Source organism: Parabacteroides sp. KHUB-02 (assembly GCF_056640955.1).
This window is the reverse complement of the sequence record NZ_JBWQEV010000002.1, coordinates 281711-298675: the sequence shown is the minus strand read 5'-3', so window position 1 is coordinate 298675 and position 16965 is coordinate 281711. Positions and strand designations below refer to the sequence as shown.

Genomic DNA, 16965 nt, shown 5'->3' with positions numbered 1-16965 from the left:
TAATTTATGATACTTAAGCTTTGTGTAAAAGAAGTCTTACGATTTCTCTTGCGTGTATTCTATGTGTTTAGAGTAAAGTCAAATAGGGTGTTATTTGAAAGTTATTCAGGTGAAAGAATTTGTTGCAATCCATTTTATATTTATGATAATATTGAGAAAATAGTAGGTAGTAATGTTGAGATTGCTTGGAGTGTTAAGCCGAAATGCAATAATGAATATGCTGATATTAAGTGTGTTAAGAGATTTTTTTTAAGTTATTTTAAATATTTAATGACTGCAAAAGTTTATATAACAAATATTGGAGGATATGATTATATTCCTTTTCGAAAGACCCAAATAGTTATTAATACTTGGCATGCAGGAGGAGCGTATAAGAAAATAGAAAAAGATTTTTATGACATTGGAAGATGTCAGTGGTTATATAATAGATCAATTTTGCATTTCTCTAAGGCTACTTCTTATTTTTTATCATCGAGCTATTCTACTACAAAATGTATGAGTTCTGCGTGGAATTTGCATGAGGATAAATTTGTTAAATTAGGATTACCTAGAAATGATGTGTTTTTTAGTGCTCAAAAAATGAATGAATTGTCAAATTGTATTCGTGATAGATTTAATATTAAACAATCTGATTTTGTCGTATTGTATGCACCAACTTTTAGAAACACGACATCAAGTCCGTCTTATGATTGGAGTTTGAAAGAAAATGAATTATTGGAAGCTGTAAAAAAACGCTTTGCTGCAAAAAGAGTCATTCTATTTTTAAGATATCATATGTGTTTATTTAATAGTCTTTCGTTTAATTCAAAAATGCATGAATATACGTCCACTGTAAGAGATGTTTCAGACTATCCAGAAATGCAAGATTTGTTATGTACTGCAGATATGTTAATAACAGACTATTCATCGAGCGTTTGGGATTATTCATTTACCTATCGCCCTTGTTTTCTTTTTACTCCTGATTTAGAAGAATATAAGAAAAAAACAGACTTCTATACACCTATAGAAGAGTGGGGATTCCCTATTTGCAAGACAAATGAGGAATTGAGAAAACAGATAGAGGCTTTTGATGAGAATAAGTTTAAGCAAGCTATGATACGACATCATGAAAATCTAGGTTCTTATGAGAAAGGGACAGCCACAGAGGAGGTCGCTAAAATTATACTTTCACATATTGATCACTAACTTTATTATGAGAGTTAAAGAATTATTACAAAGTGTCCTTTGTAGATGTGTGATAGAATCGGATCTGAATCGGATAAAGAAAGCGATCAATAAATACTCTGTGATTTCTTTTGATATTTTTGATACTCTTTTACAAAGGAAAGTATCAACTCCTTCAGATGTATTCGACCTAGTGGAAAAAGAATATAATAAATTGAGTTCAATTCCGATTCGGGGCTTTAAGCAAATAAGAATAGAAGCTGAATTGAAATCCAAAAAACAATCTTTAACTGAGGAAACGAATATCTATTCCATTTATAATATGCTACCTTACGATAAAGAGGTAAGAGATTTGTTGCTCCAATTGGAATTGAAGATAGAACGCATTGAGCTTTCAGCAAGGCAGGAAATAAAAGCCTTATATGATTATGCTGCCTTTTTAAGGAAAGAAGTTATTATTATTTCGGATATGTATCTTCCTGTTGGTTTTATAGAAGAAATATTATATGCCAATGGTTACCGGTATCATTCTAAATTATATGTTTCATCTGCTACTGGTGTATTGAAATCTACAGGTAATATGTTTCGGTTTGTTTTGAAAAATACAGGCTATAGAACTCAGGATGTTCTTCATATAGGAGATAATATATTGGGAGATTATATTTGTCCTAAATCATTAAAAATTAAATCTATATGTATTTAAAGTACTTTACGTTGTTCTGCGTCCCCTTGGTCTATTTGTTTCGGACAAGGCCTCATGCGGTCGTATCGTTGTTTTTTACCCATCTGCTGCCCATCGTCTTTTTGTACGGAATGCAAACGGGTTTTACCGTTCAGACGTTGGCTTTGTCATTATCAACGCTGCTAATAGTAGAATGTGTGTATGAAATAGGCTATATTCAGAATGATACGGAGACAGTCAAAAGGGATGACAGTCCGACATGGAGACTCAACGGGACGGAACTGGATTTTTATTATCAGCATAAGCGAGTGGTGTATATTTCCCGTATTATCCAGACAATTGCATTTTTAACGATGCTCCATTTCTTTTTCCCCCATGCGCACACTATCTATTTTGCCGTGGGGTTATTGGTGTTGCTCATCTCGTTCTTGCTGTACAATAGTCTTAGTGGATATGTAAAGATGTTTTTGTACTTCATTCTTTCAAGTTTGCGTTACATTATCCCTTTCCTGTTGTTTCCCGAGAACATATCCGTTTCTCTATTAGTGTTATTATTGCTGATACATTCATTTGTACGAACATTAGAGTTTAAATCGTCCAAGCCTCCTTATATAACAACCAATATTTGTTTTCGGAAATATATTATCCGCTACGATGTATCCAGATTGTATGGATTCAGAGTCATCGCTTATTTTCTGCTGCTTTTGGTTTCAGCTGTTTTGTATAGAATCTCATTCTTCCCTTTTTACTATTTACTGATTATGCTTTATGTTCTGTCATTCAGAACAGCGATATATATGTTTAACAAACTAAGAACCCGATAGATTTATTATGAACATCTATTTCATCAATCCCCCTTTCAAAGCCGAATTCGGGAAGTTCTCCAGAGAATCCCGTAGTCCGGCAATTACGAAAAGTGGGGCTTTATATTATCCTCTATGGCTGATTTATGCGGCTTTGTATTCAAGCAAACAGGGACATAATGTCTCTTTTTTGGATGCTCCAGCTAAACAGTTAAATGAGGAACAGTCTTTAAACATTATTCGGAAGACGGATAATGAGCATTCATTGTTTGTTTTAGATACAAGTACGCCTTCCATTAAAAGTGACGTTGCTTTTGCCGGGAAGCTGAAGGCATTGTATCCTCACTCGTTTGTCGTGCTTGTGGGGACTCATCCTTCGGCTTGCGCAGAAGAGACGTTGGGTTATTCGAATGCGGTGGATGCGGTCGCTATTGGGGAATATGATTGTATCGTGAATGAGCTAGCGAATGTTCTGGACGCAGGAAAGGATCTGCGGGAGGTTCGAGGGCTTTGTTTTTGGGACGGGAAGGAGTTTGTACGAACCGCGCCTATGCCACCGATGAAGAATTTGGATGATCTTCCTTTTGCCTCACAATTTATCAAGGAACATTTAAATGAGAGGGATTACTTTTTCGCTGCTGCCACATATCCCTCTATCCAGATATTTACCGGGCGTGGATGTCCCTTTCGTTGTAATTTCTGTGTCTATCCGCAAACGATGCATGGGCATGCTTTTCGGGCACGATCCGCAGAGAATGTGGTGGCCGAGTTCGAATACATTGCCGCTAATTTCCCAGATGTGAAAGAGGTAGTAATCGAAGATGATACATTTACAGCCAATAAGAAGCGAGTATTGGACATTTGTCGTTTGTTAGTGGAAAAGAAATTGAATAAACGGCTGAAATGGTTATGTAATGCTCGTGTAGACCTTGATTTGGAAACGATGTTGGCTATGAAAAAGGCCGGATGTCGTTTGATTATTCCGGGTATAGAGAGTGGTAGCCAACAGATATTGGATAACATCAAGAAAGGAACGAAGGTGGAATATTTCTATCAGTATGTTGCCAACGCTAAAAAGGCGGGTTTGTTAATACATGCTTGTTATATGGTCGGTAACCAAGGCGAAACCCGGGAAACCATGGAAGAGACTCTTCGGTTAGCGTTAAGGTTGAATACGGATACCGCCCAGTTTTTCCCGTTGATACCTTATCCCGGTACGGAGGCTTATCAGTGGGCGAGGGAAAATAACTATATAGAGACGGATTATGAGAAGTATTGTTTGCCGGATGGTACACATAACACCGTATTGTCTTTACCGGATCTTTCCGCAGGGGAAATGGTTGATTTCTGTAATAGGGCACGGAAGAAATATTATTTACGTGCCAGTTACATTTTACACAGGCTGAGAGTCGGTTTGCGTAATCCTTCAGACTTGAAACGTTCGCTTAAGGCATTCGCTAAGTTGAAACGTTATTTATTTAAATAATCATTTGTATTTAACGTGTTGCCTCTTGTATCCATTATAACCCCGTGTTATAATGCGGCTCCTTTTATATCCCAAGCGATTGAGTCCGTATTGGCTCAATCGTTTGGGGATTGGGAGATGATTATTGTGGATGATTGTTCTAGTGATGATTCACTCTCAATCATTCAAAAGTATGCGAGAATAGATTCCCGTATTCGATATTTACGGACGGATAAACCATCCGGTTCGCCTACGTTACCCCGTAATATGGGAATAAAGGAAGCGAAAGGACGGTATATTGCTTTCTTGGATAGCGATGATATATGGTTACCGAATAAGCTAAGCGATCAGTTAAAAGTCTTCGAGAAATCCGAGGTCGCTATTGTTTTCTCTAACTATGAGAAAGTAAGTCTAGGCGGAGAGCGATGCGGGCGTGAGGTAATGGCTCCTTGTGAGGTTGATTATCGTTTGTTGTTGAAAGGGAATTGTATAGGATGCTTGACAGCCATGTATGATTCAGCCTTGACGGGAAAGATATTTTTCAAGGAAATTGGGCATGAGGATTATGTATGTTGGCTTTCTATCTTAAAGCAAGGGTATAAAGCGCAGAACACAAATACGGTGACGGCTCTTTACCGAGTTAGTGACCATTCGGTCTCTTCGAATAAATTAAAAGCCATGCGTTGGCAGTGGAACATTTTGAGAAATGAGATGGATTTGCCGGTGTATAAGGCTGTTTATTATTTTATTCATTATGCGATTAGAGCTTTTGCTAAGGCTATGAGGTGATCTTACTCAGTGAAATATTTGTATGCCTTAGATCTAGTGCTTACTCATAGACAAACTGTCTTGTAAAATAGAGGGCGATATTCTACTTCCAGCTTATGGAAAGTAAAATATTGCCCTCTATTAGTGTAGAAAAAATTGAGTATTTCATAGAATGAAAACTATAATCGGAGACTTGTTCCGGAAAAAAGTTCTATCTTTGTTCAACAACAGGTGTGGTAAGAAAAAAGGTTATGACGACTATGCGTAAATTACCGATAGGAATACAGAGTTTCGAAAATATTCGGAATGAGAACTATTTATATGTGGATAAGACTGCCTTGATTTACCAATTGGTGACGAAAGGTAAGCCTTACTTTCTGAGTCGTCCTCGCCGTTTTGGGAAAAGTTTATTGATATCTACGCTAGAAGCGCTATGGTTTTCTGAACTTTATAACTCCTTTTTATTCATCTATATCTGATGAGGAAAGAGGCGTACGCTGAAAAACTGGAGGCTAAATGCGAGGGGAAAGATTAGGAGCGTCTTTTATGTCAAACCCCATTCGTATGTAAGTGAGTTTGAGTATATTTGTGTTGACTTTAAATGTAAATAGATTATATGGAAAAACAAAAACAACAACCCCAGCGGTTGCAATCATTGGATGCCCTTAGGGGTTTTGACATGCTCTTTATTATGGGCGGTGCTTCTTTATTTGTCGCTTTGGCGACATTGTTTCCGAATCCTTTTTTTCAGGCGATAGCCGGGCAGATGGAACATGTGGAATGGAACGGATTGGCGCATCACGACACGATCTTCCCATTGTTCCTCTTTATTGCGGGTATCTCGTTTCCGTTCTCACTAGAGAAGCAACGAGGAAAAGGTATGACGGAAGGGGCGATTTACAAGAAGATCGTCCGTCGGGGGATTACCTTAGTTTTCTTGGGATTGGTATATAACGGGCTATTGTCGTTTGAATTTGACCACCTGCGTTGTGCGAGCGTGCTGGCGCGTATCGGGTTGGGATGGATGTTCGCGGCCTTGTTGTTTGTCCGTTTCGGTTGGAAAGTGCGTGCGGGGATAACGGTTCTTATCTTGGTTGGCTATTGGCTGGCGATGGCTTTTGTGCCTGTGCCGGACGCCGGTGGAGCGGGGCCATTCACGCTCGAGGGAAACTTGGTAGGGTATATTGACCGCCTGTTTCTTCCCGGACGTTTGCACGAGACTGTTTTTGATCCGGAGGGTTTATTCTCCACCGTCCCTGCGATTGCCACGGCAATGTTGGGTATGTTCACTGGTGAATGGATTAAGTTACGGAAAGAGGGGCTGACCGACCGAAATAAAGTGCTTTGTTTAGTAGGAGCGGGAGCTGTATTGTTGATCGTCGGCTTGTTATGGAGCTTGGTCTTCCCTATCAATAAGAAGCTATGGACAAGTTCCTTTGTCTGTGTGGTAGGCGCTTATTCCGTTTGGATGTTTGCTTTGTTCTTCTATATCATAGACGTATTGGGGTGGCGTAAATGGACCTTGTTTTTTACCGTGATCGGCATGAACTCTATTACGATCTATTTGGCACAGCGTTTCATCCGTTTCTCCTATACTTCCGAGTCTGTATTCGGAGGGTTGGCGAAGTTGATGCCCGAGACCGCCCAGCCTTTGGTTAGCGCTATCGCATATATCGCTGTTTGTTGGGGATTCTTGTATTTCTTATATCGCCAACGTATTTTCTTGAAAGTATAATAGACGGATGGAGAAGAAGAAATTAAATCGGTTGGAGTCATTGGACGTACTCCGTGGCTTCGACCTTTTTTGCTTAGTGGTGTTGGAGATGGTGTTGCATCCGCTGGCCCATGCGATCGATATGCCTTGGTTTAATTCTTTTATGTGGGGATTCTCGCATGTGGAATGGGAGGGATTCTCTACGTGGGATCTCGTGATGCCCTTATTTTTATTCATGGCGGGAGTTTCCATGCCTTTCTCTTTGTCTCGTTATAAGGATATGCCCGATAAGATGGCGGTATATCGGCGGATCGGGAAACGGGTGCTACTGCTTTGGGTCTTCGGTATGATGTGCCAAGGTAATTTATTGGCTTTGGACCCGGACCGGGTTTATCTGTATTCAAATACTTTGCAGTCGATCGCTATGGGGTATTTGATTGCTTCCTTGTTATTCTTGCATGTAAGGATACGGGTACAGATCGGTATTGCGGCAGCTCTTTTATTAATCTTTTGGGGAACGATGGAGTTTATTACGGTCGGTAACTATGGGGGAGGTTCGTACACACCGGATAGTAATTTGGCCGAATGGATCGACCGCACCGTACTGGGACGTCTCCGGGATGGGGCGACGGTGGAGAACGGGGAGGTGATATTCGCTACTTGGTATCGTTATACATGGATACTGAGCAGCTTGAATTTCGGGGTAACCGTGTTGACTGGGTTGTTCGCCGGATATATCCTAAAGAACAAATTATATTCCGAGCGGCTCAAATTACGGATGTTATTCGGTATTGGTCTGGGTATGGTTATCGCCGGATGGCTTTGGGGTATCGAGCTTCCCGTTATTAAGAAACTGTGGACTAGTTCGATGGTATTGGTGAGCAGTGGGTACTGTTTCTTGCTTATGGGGTTGTTCTATTATTGGATCGACTATAAAGGGCATCGAAAGTATACGACTTGGCTGAAAGTGTATGGCATGAATTCAATACTGGCTTATATGCTCACTAACGTGGTAAGTTTTAGGTGTATCGGCGAATCCTTGTTTTTCGGAACCCAGCAATATTTAGGAAATTATTATCCGGTGCTCATTGCCATGTGCAATGTATCGGTAATTTATGTACTTTTGTATGCGTTTTATAAACATAATATTTTCCTTAAAGTATAGAAACAAGAAAACTTAGATCGAAGAAAGATGGAATCAATCAAACAAATATACCGGATGGGTCATGGCCCTTCAAGTAGTCATACTATGGGGCCGATGCGTGCGGCACAAATGTTCTTGGAACGTAACCGGGGCGCTGTTCGTTTTAACGTAACCTTATATGGTAGTCTGGCGGCTACGGGAAAAGGCCATATGACGGACGCAGCTATTCTTGAGGTACTACAGCCGGTCGCGAAGACAAATATTACTTGGGAACCCAAGACTTTCTTGCCGTTCCACCCGAACGGGATGTTGTTCGAGTCGTATAATGAGAGTGGCGAGGAGCTGGATACGTGGACCGTATATAGTATCGGCGGGGGAACCTTGGCGAACGAGTCTTTCAATGAGTTGAGGACGGAGCAAGTATACGATATGCATACGATCAAGGAGATACAGGCTTGGTGTGAGAAGACTGGCCATTCCTATTGGGAATATGTCGAGCAGCACGAAGGCCCTTCTATCTGGGATTATCTGGCTGAGGTATGGGAAGTGATGCAGGATGCGGTTCGTCGTGGCCTGGAAGCGGAAGGCATCTTGCCGGGAGGTTTGGGCATTCGTCGTAAGGCTTCCGATTATATGATCCGTGCGAAAGGTTATGGCAGCAGTATCAAGAGCCGGGGAATGGTGTATGCCTATGCCTTGGCGGTGTCTGAGGAGAACGCGTGCGGTGGGAAGATCGTGACCGCTCCGACTTGTGGTTCTTGCGGTGTAATGCCTGCGGTCCTTTATCACTTGAAGGAGACGCGTGAGTTCCGTGATTCCCGTATATTGCGTGCGTTGGCTACGGCAGGCTTGTTTGGAAATGTGGTGCGTACGAATGCCTCCGTATCGGGGGCAGAGGTAGGTTGCCAAGGTGAGGTTGGCGTGGCTTGCGCTATGGCTGCCGCTGCCGCTAGTCAGTTGTTTGGTGGTACGCCCGCGCAGATCGAGTATGCCGCCGAGATGGGATTGGAGCATCACTTGGGATTGACTTGCGATCCTGTTTGTGGCTTGGTGCAAATCCCTTGTATCGAGCGAAACGCTTTTGCCGCTGCCCGTGCGCTTGACGCGAATACGTTCTCGAACTTCTCCGACGGAAAACACCGGGTAAGTTTTGATCAGGTGGTTGAGGTGATGCGCCAGACAGGTAATGATTTGCCCAGTCTTTATAAGGAGACCTCGGAAGGTGGTTTGGCGAAGAACATGGAGAACTCGAATAATTAAAAGATACTATTTGATTTACTAATAAATAATCTACTATTGATGATAAACGGAAAGAAAAGCCTGTTTTACACTGTATTGATGGCCGGTGCCTTGATGTCCTGTGGTGGCCCTAAACAGGCTCCAAATGAAGAGGTAGCGAAGAGTGGTAATCCTGTGTTCGAGGGTTGGTACGCCGATCCGGAGGGAATTATTTACGGGGATACCTATTGGATTTACCCGACTACGAGTGATTTATATGAGAAGCAAACCTTCTTCGATTGCTTCTCTTCCAAGGATTTGGTGAATTGGACCAAGCATACCGCCATTCTTGATACGGCAGAGGTGAAATGGGCGAAGATCGCTATGTGGGCTCCTTCGGTAATCAACAAGGATGGCAAGTATTATCTTTTCTTCGGGGCGAATGACGTGCATGAGGGAGAGATCGGAGGCATCGGTGTTGCCGTGAGCGATCGTCCGGAAGGGCCTTATAAGGATTTGCTGGGTAAGCCGCTGATCAACGAGATCGTGAACGGGGCGCAGCCGATCGACCAGTTTGTTTTCCACGACGCTGACAATGATGAGTATTATATGTATTACGGTGGTTGGAAACACTGCAACATGGTACGCTTGAATAAAGACTTTACCGGACTTATACCGTTCGAGGACGGAATGATTTATAAAGAGGTAACTCCCAAGGATTACGTGGAAGGCCCGTTTATGTTTAAGAAGAATGGTAAATATTACTTCATGTGGAGTGAGGGTGGTTGGACCGGACCGGATTACAAGGTCGCTTACGCCATCTCCGATTCTCCTTTTGGCCCGTTCAATCGTATCGGGGAGGTCTTGCGGCAAAATTTCGATATCGCCAACGGAGCGGGTCACCACTCGATCATGCATGTGCCGAATTCGGAAGATTACTACATCGTGTACCATCGCCGGCCGGCCGGGGTCAAGACACGTGACCACCGGGAGACTTGTATTGAGAAGATGACATTTAACGAGGAGGGATTGATCAATCCTGTGGAGATTACGACCGAAGGAGTTGAGGCTCGCACGATCCAATAATTATTTAAGAAGGATTACATAGCAAGAAAACTTAGGTTTTACTTGCTATGTAATTTTTTTATACTACTTTTGACGCATATGTCAAACTATAATGACAAACGATAGTGACAAAACAAAAAATAACATTTAATTATGGAAGCGAAAGACATGAATGAGATGGAGCCTCGCATCATAGAAGCGGCGAAGCGAGTGTTTGTCCGAAAGGGGTACGAGGCGGCTACCATGAGTGACGTGGCGGCAGAAGTGGGTATTGGCAGGACGGCCTTACATTATTATTATAGGACGAAAGAGATTCTGTTCGACGCTATTTTCGGGCAATTGCTTTCTTCATTGTTGCCGAACATCGATCGGGTTTTGGATGAGAAGAGTACGATGCTGGAGAAAATGCCGGTGATCGTTGATCTGTATATGGGAATTGTTCGTGCGAACCCGATGTTCCCGAATTTTGTGGTGGGCGAGTTAAACAGAGATCCGGAACGTTTATTCCAGACCGTGCTGAAAGATCCGAAAAAAATACAGCCCATCTTGCGTCTTCGTCGTCAGATAGAGGAGGAGATGGACAAGGGGCTTCTACGGAAGATGCCGGTCATAGATTTGGTTTCGACCTTGGTGAGCCTAGTGGTCTTCCCGTTGTTGATCCGCAAGCCACTAGCGGCGGCTTTTTTGGATAACGATATGGGGCGGTTTGAGGAATATATGGATAGGCGCAGGGATTTGATCGTCGAGGTAATAACCCAGCTGATGGTCCCGGATGCCAGATGATGGATTTGTTCAATTTAATAAACATATCATAGAGTATATGAGAGGTGTATATGTATTATTGTTAATTAGCCTGTTGGGTTATGCCGGAAGGGTTAGCGGACAGGAATCGGTCACGATCACCCAATGTTACGAGTGGGCGAGGGCGAATTATCCGCAGATTCATCAAATGGGTTTGATCGATCAGACGGAGCGTTATAGCTTGAGTAATGTGGGTAAGGCTTGGCTTCCCCAGCTTTCGGTAAGCGGTAAGGCAAGCTATCAGAGCGACGTGACGAAGTTGCCTTTGGATGGCGATAAGATCTCCTCGCTTCTTCCCGGCTTTGAGATCCCTAGCTTGAGCAAGGATCAGTATCAAGTCGTGGCGCAGGTGGACCAGACGATTTGGGACGGCGGTAGCACCCGTTCGGCCCGTGCCTTGACTCGTGCCGAGGCGATCGCCAACCGGGAGCAATTGGAAAGTGAGTTGTATGCGCTGAACGACCGGGTGAATCAAATCTACTTCGGTTGCCTGCTGCAAGACGAGTTGATACGTCAGAACGCTTTGCTTCAAAAGGAGTTGCAGGTCAATATCGAGCGTATCAAGGCGATGATGGACAATGGCGTGGCGAATCAATCGGATCTGGAAAGTATGGAAGTGGAACTGCTGAATGCCCGCCAAAATGAGATTGAGCTAAGAGCGTCTCGCACGGTATATCGGCAGATGTTGGCGACCTTTATCAATAAACCGTTGACGGATCAAGTCGTCTTGAAGACTCCGGAGTCACCCGAGCGTTCATTGTCCACGCAAATCAACCGTCCGGAATTACGGGCCTTGGATGCTAAGAGCGAATGGATTGAGACGCAAAACAAGCAGGTAACGGCGGGCTTGATGCCTCGTATCGGAGCTTTCGTACAAGGTGGTTACGGACGGCCGGGCTTGAACATGCTGGAGGATAGTTTCGAGCCTTATTATGTGGCCGGTGTCCGTCTTTCTTGGAATCTGGGGAAGTTGTACACGCTGAAGAACGACCGGAGGAAGATCGAGGTAAGCCGTCGCCAGATTGATGTGCAACGGGAGACCTTCTTATTCAATACCCGCCTGCAACTTTTGCAGCAAAACACGGAGATAAAGAAAATGACGGACCTGATGCGTGCCGATGACGATATCATCCGTCTGAGAACAAGCATCAAGCAGGCGGCGGAGGTGAAGCTGGAGAATGGCGTGATTTCTGTCACGGACCTAATCCGGGAGATCAACGCCGAGGACATGGCCCGGCAAACCGCCGCGGCGCACCGTGTACAGCGCTTGATGACCATTTATAATTATATGTATACAACGAATTAAATAGAGTATGACAAATACAATTGATTTATGAGACATTTGATTTTTATCAGCTTATGCAGCCTTCTATGGACGGCTTGCGGTAATACAGACAATGATTTTGACGCTTCCGGTACCTTTGAGGCAACCGAGATCTTGGTATCTTCGGAAGCCAACGGAAAGATCATGGAACTGAATATCGAGGAGGGCGATCGCTTGGATGCCGGCGCCATCGTGGGTTACGTGGATAGCACCCAGCTTTTTCTGCGGAAGATGCAACTCTCTGCCAGCCTTCGCTCGGTAGATATTCGCAAGCCGGATATCCGTAAGCAGATCGCTGTCTTGGAACAACAAATCGCCACGGCTAAAACCGAGCAACAGCGACAGGAAAACTTGGTGCGTGCGAAAGCGGGTAACCAAAAGCAACTAGACGATATCGTGAATAACATCAAATATCTCCAGAAACAACTGGATGCCCAATACTCCTCCTTAAGCAAGACGACGGGAGCTGCCGACGCCGAGGCGGAGGGCCTGCAATACCAGATCATGCAATTGGATGATCAACTGATGAAAAGCCGTATCCTCAATCCCCAGACCGGTACGGTATTGGTGAAATACGCCGAGCCGGGAGAGGTGACGGCGGCAGGCAAACCGCTTTACAAGATCGCCGATACGGACTTGCTTTATCTCCGTGCCTATGTGACGGCGGATCAGTTATCCCACCTGAAACTAGGGCAATCTCTCAAGGTCTTCGCCGACTATGGGAATGATCGCCGGGAATACCCCGGTACGATCACGTGGATCTCCGATAAATCCGAGTTTACCCCGAAAGGTATCCAGACGAAGGACGAACGGGCTAATTTGGTATATGCCATCAAGATCGCCGTCCGCAACGATGGTTATCTGAAGATCGGGCAATATGGGGAGATTAAATATGAATAACGAGATTCATATAAATCATATCACCAAGCGTTATGGCGATGTCGAGGCCCTGCGGGATCTGTCGCTGGAGATCGGCTCCGGTGAGTTGTTCGGGTTAATCGGTCCGGATGGGGCGGGAAAGACCACCCTGTTTCGTATCCTGACCACGTTGTTGCTGGCCGATAGCGGTACCGCCTCTGTCTGCGGCTTGGACGTGGTGAAAGACTTGAAGGAGATCCGTCGGCGGGTAGGATATATGCCCGGCCGCTTCTCGCTCTACCAAGACCTGACAGTAGAGGAGAACTTGAACTTCTTCGCTACGGTCTTCAATACGACGATCGAGGAGAACTACGATCTGGTACGGGATATCTATAGTCAGATAGAGCCGTTCAAGCATCGGCGGGCGGGGAAGCTGTCCGGTGGTATGAAGCAGAAGCTGGCTTTGAGTTGCGCCTTGATCCATCGTCCGGATGTCTTGTTCTTGGATGAGCCTACGACGGGGGTCGATCCTGTCTCCCGCTCTGAGTTCTGGGATATGCTGGATCGTCTGAAACGGCAAGGCATTACGATACTTGTCTCTACGCCTTATATGGATGAGGCCTCCCGTTGCGACCGTATCGCTTTGGTGCGTTCTGGGGAATGCCTGTCTATCGATACGCCGGTAGGTATCCGTACCTCATTCGATAGGCGGCTATACGCGGTGCGATGCGCATCGATGTATAAGTTGTTGGGAGACTTGCGGGAGTTCCCGGATACAAACTCGTGTTTCGCTTTTGGAGATGCTCATCATCTTACGTTGAGGAGGGATGGGGAGGATGTCATGAGGCGATTACAGGAATATCTGAAAGGCAAAGGTTACGCGGACGTAAGCATCGAACGCCTTGAGTCAAGCGTTGAGGATTGTTTCATGGCCTTGTAAGAGAGGGGAAATGCGGCATTGTAATTATGAAATAAGGATAAAAAATGAAAGCGATAGAAGTAAAACAACTGACCAAACGTTTCGGCACCTTCACCGCCGTCGATCATATCAGTTTCGAGGTGGAGCCGGGCGAGATATTCGGCTTCCTCGGGGCAAACGGGGCAGGGAAGACCACCGCCATGCGTATGCTCTGCGGCTTGTCGGCCCCGACATCCGGCGAGGCCCGGGTAGCCGGTTTCGATGTCTACCGGGAGAGCGAGTCCATCAAACGGAATATCGGATACATGAGCCAGAAATTCTCCCTATACGGCGATCTAAAGGTATGGGAGAATATCCGTCTTTTCGGCGGTATCTACGGCTTGTCTAAACGGCAGCTGTCCCAGAAAACGGATGAGCTGCTGGATATCCTCGGGCTGGAAAAGGAGCGGAACACCTTGGTCGATTCCCTGCCCTTGGGGTGGAAGCAGAAGCTATCCTTCTCCGTGGCGATCATCCATGAGCCCAAGATCGTTTTCTTGGATGAGCCTACCGGAGGCGTCGATCCCGTCACCCGCCGCCAGTTCTGGGAGTTGATCTATGAAGCGGCTGCCCGGGGGATCACGATCTTTGTCACCACCCATTATATGGATGAGGCGGAGTATTGTAACCGTGTCTCCATCATGGTAGACGGAAAGATCGAAGCGTTAGACAGTCCCTCCGCCTTGAAACGGGATTTTAAGACAACGAATATGAACCAAGTCTTCCACGCCTTGGCTCGAAAAGCAACGAGAGGAGAATAAACGATGAAACAATTCATATCCTTTGTTAGAAAGGAGTTCTATCACATTTTCAGGGACGCACGCACGACAATGATCCTCTTGCTCATGCCCGTCATCCTGATCATCTTGTTCGGATATGCCATCACGACCGAGATCAAGCGTGTGCCGATCGCTATTTTCGACCAAAGCCGGGATGAGCTGACACTGAAGATGGCAGACCGCTTGAATGCCAGCGAGTACTTCGAGCTGTATACGACCGTCGATAGCTATGAGGATGCCGGGGCCTTGTTTCGGCAAGGAAAGGTACACGTCATAGTTGTCTTCCCCCCCGGGTACGCTTCCACGGCCGATGCCCAAGTACAAGTCTTGGCGGACGCTACCGATCCGAACGAGGCCACGCAGCTAATCGCCTATTGCTCGGCGATCATCGCGGAACAGTTGAAAGGCGAGTCGGCGGTTGAGGGTAAAGCCGTGACCCCGGTTACCTCTTTGCTCTACAACCCTCAAATGAAAGGCGCCTACAACTTCGTTCCCGGCGTGATGGGCTTGATCCTTATCCTTATATGCGCCATGATGACCTCGATCGGCATCGTGAAAGAGAAGGAGATGGGAACGATGGAAGTCCTGCTGGTCTCCCCGTTGAAACCCATCTACATCATTCTGGCCAAGGCGATCCCATACCTATTGCTGAGTATGGTGAATATCGCTACGATCTTGCTGCTATCCTATTTCCTGCTGGACGTTCCGATAAAAGGCAGCCTGCTGTTGCTGGTTTCCGTGTCCATCCTGTACGCGATCGTATCCCTCTGTCTGGGCCTGCTGATCTCCACGGTAGCCGATACCCAGCAGGCGGCTATGTTGATCAGCGGTATCGCCTTGATGCTTCCGATCATGTTGTTGAGCGGCATGATGTTCCCGATAGAGAATATGCCGGATATCCTGCAATGGTTCTCCCATATCGTTCCGGCCAAATGGTATATCATCGCCGTGAAGGACGTGATGATCAAGGGGCTTCCCGCCGTGTCGATCTTGAAGGAGATCGGGATACTGTCGTTCATGGCGGTCGTGCTGGTATTCTTGAGTGTGAAACGTTTTAAAATACGATTATAAGCTATGTTACGATATTTGTTAGAGAAAGAGTTCAAGCAGATCCGTCGGGACCGGTTCATGCCGAAGATTATCTTCATCATCCCGATCATGCAGTTGATCATCTTGCCTTTCGCCGCTAATTTCGAGATGCGAAATATTAACCTTAGCATCGTGGACAACGATCATTCCGTCACCTCCATGCAATTGGTAGATAAGGTACTATCCTCCGGATATTTCCGCCTGACAGACCGGTCGGATCGCTACGACGAGGCGCTGACCTCGGTGGAGAGCAATGAGTCCGATATCATTCTGGAAATCCCCTCTGATTTCGAGCGGGACTTGGGTAAGGAGGGCAGGGCGGACGTGATGATCGCCGCTAACGCCGTGAACGGAACCAAGGGCGGCTTGGGTAGCTCCTACCTCTCCTCGATTATACAGGATTTCAATAGGGAGAAAGGTTTCGCCTCTATGGGATCGGGCAGGGGAGTGGCTTCGATTAACCTGTTTAATCCCCACTTGAGCTACAAGATCTATATGGTTCCCGGCATCATGGTATTCTTGCTGACGATTATCGGGGGATCGATCTCCGCCTTGAATATCGTGAGCGAGAAGGAGAAAGGGACGATCGAGCAGATAAACGTCTCGCCCGTACCCAAGTCCCTGTTCCTGCTGTCGAAGCTGATCCCTTTCTGGGTGATAGGCTTTGTCCTGCTGACGGTGGCGATCCTCATCGCTTGGCTGATCTACGGCTTGGTGCCGGAGGGGAGTTTCGGGGTGATCTATTTGTTTGCCGCCGTATATTTGATCGCTTTTACGGGATTTGGCTTGGCGATCTCCTCCTTCTCGTCCACACAGCAACAAGCGATGCTTACGGCGTTTTTCTTCTTGATCATTTTCGCCTTGCTAAGCGGATTGTTCACGCCGATCAGCAGTATGCCGGAATGGGCGCAGAAGATCACGCTGGCGAACCCGGTGCGTTATTTCGTGGAGGTGATGCGTATGGTCTATTTAAAGGGGAGCGGCTTTGCCGATTTACGGGGACATTTTGTGATTGTCTGTCTATTTGCTGTTTTTTTTAATCTGTTAGCGGTAATTAGTTATCGTAAAAAGGGGTAGTTCGGAAATAAATGTTTTCTTTGTATCCCGTTTACGGATTATAAACTAATACAGCG

Annotated in this window: 15 protein-coding genes and 1 pseudogene; all 16 read left to right on the top strand. The window is 45.5% G+C overall.

Annotated elements, in window-relative coordinates; genetic code table 11:
- Positions 1 to 6: 6 nt before the first annotated feature.
- The 16 genes and pseudogenes from ACYIA1_RS21765 (at position 7) to ACYIA1_RS21690 (ending at position 16909) form a co-directional block, all read left to right on the top strand.
- Entirely contained in the window at positions 7 to 1185 is a 1179-nt protein-coding gene (locus ACYIA1_RS21765) for a CDP-glycerol glycerophosphotransferase family protein (RefSeq protein ID WP_480336387.1), read from the top strand.
- A 7-nt stretch (positions 1186 to 1192) separates the two neighbouring features.
- Entirely contained in the window at positions 1193 to 1867 is a 675-nt protein-coding gene (locus ACYIA1_RS21760; RefSeq protein WP_102949687.1) for a hypothetical protein, read from the top strand.
- Positions 1868 to 2677: 810 nt separating this feature from the next.
- Entirely contained in the window at positions 2678 to 4135 is a 1458-nt protein-coding gene (locus ACYIA1_RS21755) for a B12-binding domain-containing radical SAM protein (protein WP_011966407.1), read from the top strand.
- Positions 4136 to 4150: 15 nt separating this feature from the next.
- Entirely contained in the window at positions 4151 to 4903 is a 753-nt protein-coding gene (locus ACYIA1_RS21750; RefSeq protein WP_122369786.1) for a glycosyltransferase family 2 protein, read from the top strand.
- Between the two features lie 230 nt (positions 4904 to 5133).
- A pseudogene (locus ACYIA1_RS21745) lies at positions 5134 to 5313 on the top strand (AAA family ATPase); the annotation flags it as partial.
- A 185-nt stretch (positions 5314 to 5498) separates the two neighbouring features.
- Positions 5499 to 6617: an acyltransferase family protein gene (locus tag ACYIA1_RS21740; RefSeq protein WP_480336386.1), complete on the top strand. Its 1119-nt coding sequence runs from the start codon at positions 5499 to 5501 to the stop codon at positions 6615 to 6617.
- Positions 6618 to 6624: 7 nt separating this feature from the next.
- Positions 6625 to 7761 carry an acyltransferase family protein gene (locus ACYIA1_RS21735; RefSeq protein WP_022192426.1) on the top strand — a complete coding sequence of 379 codons (1137 nt, stop codon included), beginning with the start codon at positions 6625 to 6627 and terminating at the stop codon, positions 7759 to 7761.
- 27 nt (positions 7762 to 7788) lie between these two features.
- Entirely contained in the window at positions 7789 to 9000 is a 1212-nt protein-coding gene (locus ACYIA1_RS21730; RefSeq protein WP_008771936.1) for an L-serine ammonia-lyase, read from the top strand.
- A gap of 39 nt (positions 9001 to 9039) precedes the next feature.
- On the top strand, positions 9040 to 10044 hold the full coding sequence (locus ACYIA1_RS21725) for a glycoside hydrolase family 43 protein (RefSeq protein ID WP_413640076.1): 1005 nt from the start codon (positions 9040 to 9042) through the stop codon (positions 10042 to 10044).
- 132 nt (positions 10045 to 10176) lie between these two features.
- Positions 10177 to 10806, top strand: coding sequence for a TetR/AcrR family transcriptional regulator (locus tag ACYIA1_RS21720; protein ID WP_005856435.1), 630 nt, complete (start codon positions 10177 to 10179; stop codon positions 10804 to 10806).
- A gap of 37 nt (positions 10807 to 10843) precedes the next feature.
- Positions 10844 to 12130, top strand: a complete 1287-nt coding sequence (locus ACYIA1_RS21715) for a TolC family protein (RefSeq protein ID WP_122382958.1) — start codon at positions 10844 to 10846, stop codon at positions 12128 to 12130.
- Between the two features lie 27 nt (positions 12131 to 12157).
- Positions 12158 to 13048, top strand: coding sequence for an HlyD family secretion protein (locus ACYIA1_RS21710; protein WP_048927395.1), 891 nt, complete (start codon positions 12158 to 12160; stop codon positions 13046 to 13048).
- Positions 13026 to 13946, top strand: a complete 921-nt coding sequence (locus ACYIA1_RS21705) for an ABC transporter ATP-binding protein (protein WP_480336385.1) — start codon at positions 13026 to 13028, stop codon at positions 13944 to 13946. Before ACYIA1_RS21710 ends, ACYIA1_RS21705 begins: the two co-directional genes overlap by 23 nt.
- A gap of 44 nt (positions 13947 to 13990) precedes the next feature.
- Positions 13991 to 14725 carry an ABC transporter ATP-binding protein gene (locus ACYIA1_RS21700; RefSeq protein WP_008771942.1) on the top strand — a complete coding sequence of 245 codons (735 nt, stop codon included), beginning with the start codon at positions 13991 to 13993 and terminating at the stop codon, positions 14723 to 14725.
- Positions 14726 to 14728: 3 nt separating this feature from the next.
- A complete protein-coding gene (locus ACYIA1_RS21695; protein WP_122379722.1) occupies positions 14729 to 15814 on the top strand; it encodes an ABC transporter permease in 1086 nt (361 codons plus the stop codon).
- 3 nt (positions 15815 to 15817) lie between these two features.
- A complete protein-coding gene (locus tag ACYIA1_RS21690; protein ID WP_008771944.1) occupies positions 15818 to 16909 on the top strand; it encodes an ABC transporter permease in 1092 nt (363 codons plus the stop codon).
- Positions 16910 to 16965 lie beyond the last annotated feature (56 nt).